5 protein-coding genes are annotated in these 6,965 nt (G+C 54.5%); 2 read left to right on the top strand and 3 right to left on the bottom strand.

The window, feature by feature from the left end; all coding sequences use genetic code 11:
• Positions 1–209 precede the first annotated feature (209 nt).
• Entirely contained in the window at positions 210–1,406 is a 1,197-nt protein-coding gene (locus tag OXG10_00405) for an NAD(P)/FAD-dependent oxidoreductase (protein MCY3825835.1), read from the bottom strand.
• 58 nt (positions 1,407–1,464) lie between these two features.
• Positions 1,465–2,964, bottom strand: coding sequence for an acyl-CoA synthetase (locus tag OXG10_00400; protein MCY3825834.1), 1,500 nt, complete (start codon positions 2,962–2,964; stop codon positions 1,465–1,467).
• A 101-nt stretch (positions 2,965–3,065) separates the two neighbouring features.
• Between OXG10_00400 and def the strand changes: the two genes are divergently transcribed.
• Positions 3,066–3,614, top strand: coding sequence for a peptide deformylase (gene def / locus OXG10_00395; GenBank protein MCY3825833.1), 549 nt, complete (start codon positions 3,066–3,068; stop codon positions 3,612–3,614).
• Between the two features lie 42 nt (positions 3,615–3,656).
• Positions 3,657–4,967: a hypothetical protein gene (locus OXG10_00390; protein MCY3825832.1), complete on the top strand. Its 1,311-nt coding sequence runs from the start codon at positions 3,657–3,659 to the stop codon at positions 4,965–4,967.
• Positions 4,968–5,041: 74 nt separating this feature from the next.
• On the opposite strand, the gene OXG10_00385 is transcribed toward OXG10_00390, so the two are convergent.
• Positions 5,042–6,865 (bottom strand): S8 family serine peptidase, encoded by a 1,824-nt coding sequence (locus OXG10_00385; GenBank protein MCY3825831.1) that lies wholly within the window; start codon positions 6,863–6,865, stop codon positions 5,042–5,044.
• Positions 6,866–6,965: the final 100 nt, after the last annotated feature.

Here is a 6,965-nt window from a genome sequence, read left to right as displayed (position 1 = left end):
TTATTACGTTTGTCGTGCTTATATTAACGACCGAAGGGGTAAGACGCTTTACCGTAGCCGAGATGGACTCGGAGAAATCATGGGAAAGGGCTTCTGATAGAGGAAACGAGAGAATCGCCGTCAAGACGAAGAAAAAAAGCAGATGTTTGAATGATTTCATTAAAGTTACGCTCCGGAATCAAAAAATTTTTAAACCGGGAACACTGATCTCAAAGGGTATCTTTCAGCATGTTGTCCCAGTACCTGAAAAGCTGTCTGCTCGAATACACCCTCACAATATAATCACGGATAGACGAGAGAACACCGCTTTCGGTGTATATGAATTTCCCCATGATCCTTGACTGGTTCTGAACCTTGTTCACCCTTCCCTTTCTTCTTGACTCATACTGCCAGAAGGCGTGAGCGAGGTTCACTGAATCGGTTCTGCAGAGTTCCTCGGCCAAAACGGCCGCCGATTCCATCGCCATTGACACACCGGCGCCGGCGTTCGGCAGTATCGCGTGAACCGAGTCTCCGGCAAGCACCACCCTTCCCCGCGACCAGCTATCCATTCTGAGGTCGTTGTATTCGTCATAGTAAATATCGCGGGGGTCATCGAGACTGCGCAGGATTTCCGGCACCACGCCTCCGAACTCGGCGAAACTCCGCCGGATGCTCTCTATTCTCGTATCAACGCTGTCCCGGACGCCGGACTCTCTCCTCACGCTGGTGAAAACGGCAAGACGTCCACGCGTCGGCCACATCCCGAGAAATTTCCCCTTCCCCCAGTACTCTATGATCCCTTCGCTTTTGCAGAGGTCCGGGTTGACCCAGAAGCCCCACCCGGACATGCCGCTGTAGCGAAGCGGTATGTCGCCGAAGACATCCTTTCTGACTCCTGACCTTATCCCGTCACATCCTATAACGAGATCATAGGTCCCCGTGCTTCCGTCGCTGAATACCGTCTCGACTCCGTCCGCGGTGTCCTCGAGGGAAACGACCGTGGTGTTCATCCTGATCGAATCATCGCTTACCGCCCCTAGGAGTATGTCTATCAGATCGGGCCGGTAGATGCTTATTATGGGACCGTACTTCTCAACCACGGAATCAATCGTGTAGCTGTTTATAACCTTGCCCCTGTAGTTGGAAATGTTGTAATCGGTAAAAGCGCAGCCCCGCTCCCTGAGCAGCTCGTAAAGACCGAGCCCCTTGAGTATCCTGCTGCCAGAAGGCCAGACCACTATAACGTATCCCACATCTCCGAACCGTGGAGCCCTCTCCACAAGGGTGGGACGAAAGCCCCGCTGCTCGAGAAGCCCGCAGAGCGTAAGTCCTGCAACACCGGCGCCGACGATAAGGACTCTCATGCCGGGACCGTAACGGACACGGCCGTTTGAAGACATGGGTGCGTTCTCAACCCGGTTCATTTTTCTCTCCGCTCTATCCTTAGAAACCAAAAAAGACTGACCTCGGATTACAATGAGATTATAAACTATTTTGAAAAGACTGCTTAATGCTGTTTTTGGTTACCTTTCCCATCGGGTTTCTCGGGAGCGAGGAAAGCAGCAGAAGCCGCATCGGAAGCTTGTACCGGGCAAGCCTGCCGGAAGCCCAGTCCCGAAGCTCCTCAAGACCAATCGAAAGACCTTCCCTCAGCACGAGCGCCGCCCCCACCCTCTCTCCCCAGATCGGGTCGGCGACCCCTACCACCGCACACTCTCTGATAAGCGGATGCTCCATCAGCACTTCCTCGATTTCGAGGGCGGATATCTTGTATCCACCTGACTTTATTATGTCCACGGATTCCCGCCCGAGTATCCTGTAGGAACCTCCGCGCTCTAAAAATGCGATGTCTCCGGTTTTGAACCATCCGTCACAAAACGCACTTTCCGTCTCCCGCGGTTTTCCCCAGTATTCAAGAAACACGCCTTTCCCCCTTACCCTGATCTCCCCCTGCTCCCCGGCTCCCAGCAGCCTGTCGTTCTCGTCGAAAATTCCCACCTCGACCCCAGGCATTGCGAAGCCCACGCATCCCGGCAGCCTTTCGGCTCTGTAAGGATTCGAAAGAGCCATTCCTGTCTCGGTCATCCCATATCTCTCAAGAAGCACCTGCCCGCTTATCTCTTTCCATTTTTCAAGAACGGACACGGGAAGAGCCGCGGAGCCGGAAACCATGAGACGGAAGCCGAGAAGGCAATCTCTCACGCGTCTCCTCTCCCCGACGGAAAAATCATCCCAGAGATCTATCAGTTTGGAGTAAACAGTGGGAACGGCCATAAACAGGGTCAGGTCTTTTCTCTCGAACCTCTTCCATGCTTCCCGGGCGCTGAACCCGTCCATCATCACGCATCTGGCACCGGACCACATGCAGCAGAGAACAACATTCAGTATTCCATGGAGATGATGAAGGGGCAGGACGTTGAGTATCGAATCTTCAGGGGTCCACTCCCACGCCTCCGTCATGCTCTTTATCTGGGCTTTTATGCCGAGATGGGTCGAGACCACCCCCTTGGGTCTGGATGTAGTGCCGCTTGTGTATATGATCATCGCCCTTCTCTCTTCGGAAATCCCGGGAAGCTCTCCGCGGGCGGGCTGGAAAACTTCCGAGAGTTCTCGCAGTCGGACTTCGGCACCGAAGCTCACTCCCTCAAGCTTGCTTGCTAGGTCCGGGTGAAGAACCACCGTCTCCGCGCGGGAGTCCTCTATGACGTACTCTATTTCTCTTGGAGAATGAGAGATGCCTAGGGGAACCGACACTCCTCCCGCCATCCATACGCCGAGCTTAAGCACCACGTACTCGAATCCCGGGGGAATCAGAAACGCGACCCTTTCCCCCTCAAGATCCTTTTCGTCGCCGAGAAGGTTAAGCGCCGCAAAACGCGAAACGCGGAGCAGGTCGGCGTAAGTGAAACTCCCCGTCCAGTCCTCAACCGCGGTCTTTTCTCCGAACCCTTCTGCCCTCTGTATAAGTTCAATTTCCGCCACGAAGCTTTCTTTAACCTCCCGGTTTTTTGTTTATAATAATAGAACCTTAAGCACCGGCCCGCAATTCGCTGTAGGCGGGCTGTTTTCAGTCAGTTACAGCCATGGCGCAGCAACGTGAAATCACCGAACTTGGAAACCCCGTGCTCAGGCAGAGAGCCGAAAGCGTCGAAAACATAAGCAACCCGGAAATCCAGCAGCTGATTGACGACCTGATCCTGACGGCCACCGAAGCAAGCGGAGTCGGAATCGCTGCTCCCCAGGTATCCGAGTCTCTTCGCATCTTCATAATCTCCGGAACTGCCAGCCCGCGCTACCCCGATGCTCCCGAAACAGAGACCAAGGTGATAATCAACCCTGAGATAGTTTCGGTGTCCGACAAGTTGGAAAAAGGCTGGGAAGGATGCCTCAGCATTCCGGGGCTCCGGGCGCTTGTGCCGAGACACAAATACATCCGGGCGGCGTACAGGGACAGGAACAACAATCTTCTCGAAGAGGATTTCTCGGATTTTGAGGCGAGAGTGTTCCAGCACGAATACGATCACATAAACGGAGTGGTGTTTCTTGACAGGGTCGAGAGTTCGCTTGAGATAATCACGGAAAACGAATACATGAAACTTGTCGCCGAGCCCGGTTCCGAGGAGGAAAAATAAAGCTGTCCGCGGGAGCGGAAAAACCAAATTAAGGAGAAATTCATGAGCGAATACCCAGAAGGTCTTGATCACGCCATAGACCACGGTTTCTATGACGCCGTTTTCCAGAGGAGATCCCGCCGCTTCGGCCTCGGAATGGAGATCGAAAAGGGACCCCTGCAGTACAAATCCAAGCACGACCCGGTTCCCTTGTCGGAACTTGAGGAAGCCATACTGGTGTGGACGGGCCTCGGCATAAAGAACATAAACCTCTCTGATTTCCCCCCTCACGTGGGTCTTGACCTTGAGATGCAGTTTACGAGCAAGACCATCCCCGCTCTAGGGGACGTGCACAGAACAGAGCTTTTCTACACGAACGACGAGGGGCTCTACATGATAAAGATGCATGACCGGCGCGCCGAGGATTTTGAGGGTCTCGAGAAAATGACCCGTCACCAGAGAGTGGACCGGATACTCGAGCTGTTCCGCGAATCCAAGATCAAGCTTTCTGACGGAAGGGCGGACCTGCCGTCGAAGCCTCCGGGAATCGCCGCCCATAATCTCTGGAACGTGAACAAGCCCGGAACGACAGTGTTCATGCCGGTAACGGACCTTTCGGCATGCATAATCAACCTTTACTTCTTCTACATGAGGCCCGACCACAGGTTCAACTTCGTCGACGAGCTTCACAGGCTGAGACCGCCCGGGACCGCGCACTGGCTTGAGCAAGGTTTTCTTGACAAATCAAAAAGAATGCCGCTTGTCGAAGCGGAGCTTCGCTTCGCAAACGGCTACATCGCGGAGCAGGCCTTTATGGGACAGAACATGGTCCTTGCGCTTCAGACCCTAGGTCTCGGAGGATGGCTTTTCAGCGGATTCGCAAGCATGTTCATGCTCGGGGGAACCCCATTTAACAGGGGGCTGGGTTTTCGGTTCGCGACTCCGCAAATACAGGGCGACACGGGAAATCCCAACCCGATCGCCGTGGGCCGGGATGACCTGTTTCAGGCGTTCTGCCCGCCGTACTACAAGGACATGGGAGAAGCAGTGGAAGCGTTTAACGACATGAAATGGACAAACTGGGAATCGCACAAGCTTCCCTACAAGGATCCGACCGGCGTGCTCGCGGAGGTTGAAAGGCCCAGCAGAGACGAAATTCAGGTTGTAAAGGATATCTGCAACTATGTTTACGACACGTACGGAAGGTTCCCGGCTTTTTCAGACCCAATGTTCCTTCGGTTCATGGTGCAGGCCCATCATCTTGACCTGGATTTCTACGATAAGTACTACCCGCCCGGAGCCTATACGGAAGCGCACAAAAACCATTTCGCGCGCTGGCATCCCGATATTCCCGATCCGTTTGCCGGCGGATAAGAAACTGCTTCACTGCCCACAGACCCTTACGGCCGTGGCTGAGTTTCCAGGCTCAAGAACTATTCAGGAACTTCTCAGACTCCGTTTCTGCCAATCATTTGTTGAGGTCTTCCGTTTCGATTCTGATATCGCCGGATAATCTCATATGGAGACACACATTGCCCCTGCCGCAGGCTGCGGTCCTGGCTGCCCGCATAGGTCTGAACGGAGGAGGGAAACAGAGAGCGCTGGTAGGACCCCGGAAAAATCGCCCGCGTCACCCCGGCAGTCCCGGGCACGGAGTACGGAAGGCGTACTGTATCCTGCTTGATAACTGCCTCTCCCAGATTCAATCGTCCCCAGCCATAGACAGGGTCCGGTTCCTCGGGATTGTCTTCCCGGATTCCAACCGGGTCCGCGGAAACAAGCAGTATGGCCTGTACAACCTCCATCGGCATATCGGGAAACCGGCTCTTGAGCACCGCGAGCGCTCCGCTCACCATAGGGGCCGCAAAAGACGTACCCCTAAGCCCATGCGAATCACCGGGATTAATTGTCAGGCCTTCTCCGGGCGCCACCAGACACCAGTTTCTGGCCGCACCGCATCCGTTGGAAAACCCAGAGATTGCGCCGTTTCTATCCGACGCGGCAACCACGACCCATTTCCCCAGCAGCCCGGGCTCAAACCTAGGAGCCTCTTTCCATCCTCCCGGGGAATTATACTCAACGCAGCTGTCCTCGCCGCATTCCGTTCCCCACATCTCCCTGAACGAAACTGTGAGTTCAGGGTTGTCTGCATCGTGAATCCATCTGAAATTCTCCATGAAGTCTTGCTTTGTAGTATGCACCAACTCCCCAAGCGGACATCCTTCCTCATCGGGCTTAATGCGGTTTTTCCCGCACATCGGAACACGGAAATCACTTTCAGAATTCCACTCATCGTTGCCGGCCGCCCACACAAAGACAATATCCTTACCTTCAAGCGTCAGAGCTAGATCGGCAAACTCTCCTGTCAGACCCAGGTCTTCCACCAGAAGGGGTCTGAAATACGGCAGGCCTTTACAGGTAAGCCATATGCCTTCTCTCCCCTCGTATTTCCCGTAATTGCAGGGAACAGGAGCAGATAAAGTAGAAGGAGCCCCCACCCCTATGCTAAGATTCAGCACCTGTGCTTCATTCTCAACCGCGTATCGCATTGCGACCACAGGATTCGCGCCACCTTCCATTGCTATCGGCATGACCGAAGCCTCCGGCGCGACTCCATGAATGTTCTTGGTAGGTATTCGCGCGCCATCATCAACAGTTATCTCAAAATTCCCGTCGGCATTGCCCCTTGCCCCAGCCGCAATCATAGCCACGTAGGTACCGTGTACTCCCTCCCTATAGGCTTCACTCACCATATTGTTCCGCTTGCGAATATGCCACGGTGCCCTGATCCTGCCGTCTACGGCCAAGTCCGGATGAGTGAGGTCCATACCGTCATCCGCCACCGCAATGGTCACTCCCTGACCAAAATACCCCCGGCCGTAAGCCTCATCGGCGGAGATGGCGTCCAATCCCCAATGGGCCATGAATTCAGCGTCTCGGTAGTCTTCGCCATCCGACGCATCTGGAGACCCGAGATCCGTCGGTCGAAATTCAAGTTCAATCGGATTTGGCCTTGTGGGCGGAGCTGGGCCACGCGGTACTGTAGGGGGATGTGCGCCATCTTCCGCACCTCCACCGCAACCGCCTGCCAAAAGCAGCACGGCGCATGTAAGCAGAAACAGCCCCGCGGCGCTGCAAGTGAAGTCCAGGCGGGAGAAGAAGCCGGGCACCCTGAGTGTTCCTGCTCTCAGACGGTGCCAACACCGACTGCGAAGCCCGTATTCCTCAGGCTCTCCTTCTTCCGTCAAAGACTCGAAGTTCCTTGCAATCATCTAGATTCCTCTGGCCTTAAGTTTGTCCGGTTGCAGAAAAAAGATTCCTGTGAAAATCGATGATTCAATCTTGTTCGTCCAATCTTCATGTATTGCTGAC

Source organism: Candidatus Dadabacteria bacterium (genome assembly GCA_026706695.1).
In the GTDB taxonomy this organism is placed as follows: domain Bacteria; phylum Desulfobacterota_D; class UBA1144; order Nemesobacterales; family Nemesobacteraceae; genus Nemesobacter.
This window is presented reverse-complemented; position numbering and strand designations above follow the sequence as displayed.

Excerpts from the sequence above, each read along its gene's own strand:
- OXG10_00405 (MCY3825835.1), bottom strand. The coding sequence starts at position 1,406 with ATGAACCGGGTTGAGAACGCACCCATGTCTTCAAACGGCCGTGTCCGT.
- def (MCY3825833.1), top strand. The coding sequence starts at position 3,066 with ATGGCGCAGCAACGTGAAATCACCGAACTTGGAAACCCCGTGCTCAGG.
- OXG10_00390 (MCY3825832.1), top strand. The coding sequence starts at position 3,657 with ATGAGCGAATACCCAGAAGGTCTTGATCACGCCATAGACCACGGTTTC.
- OXG10_00385 (MCY3825831.1), bottom strand. The coding sequence starts at position 6,865 with ATGATTGCAAGGAACTTCGAGTCTTTGACGGAAGAAGGAGAGCCTGAG.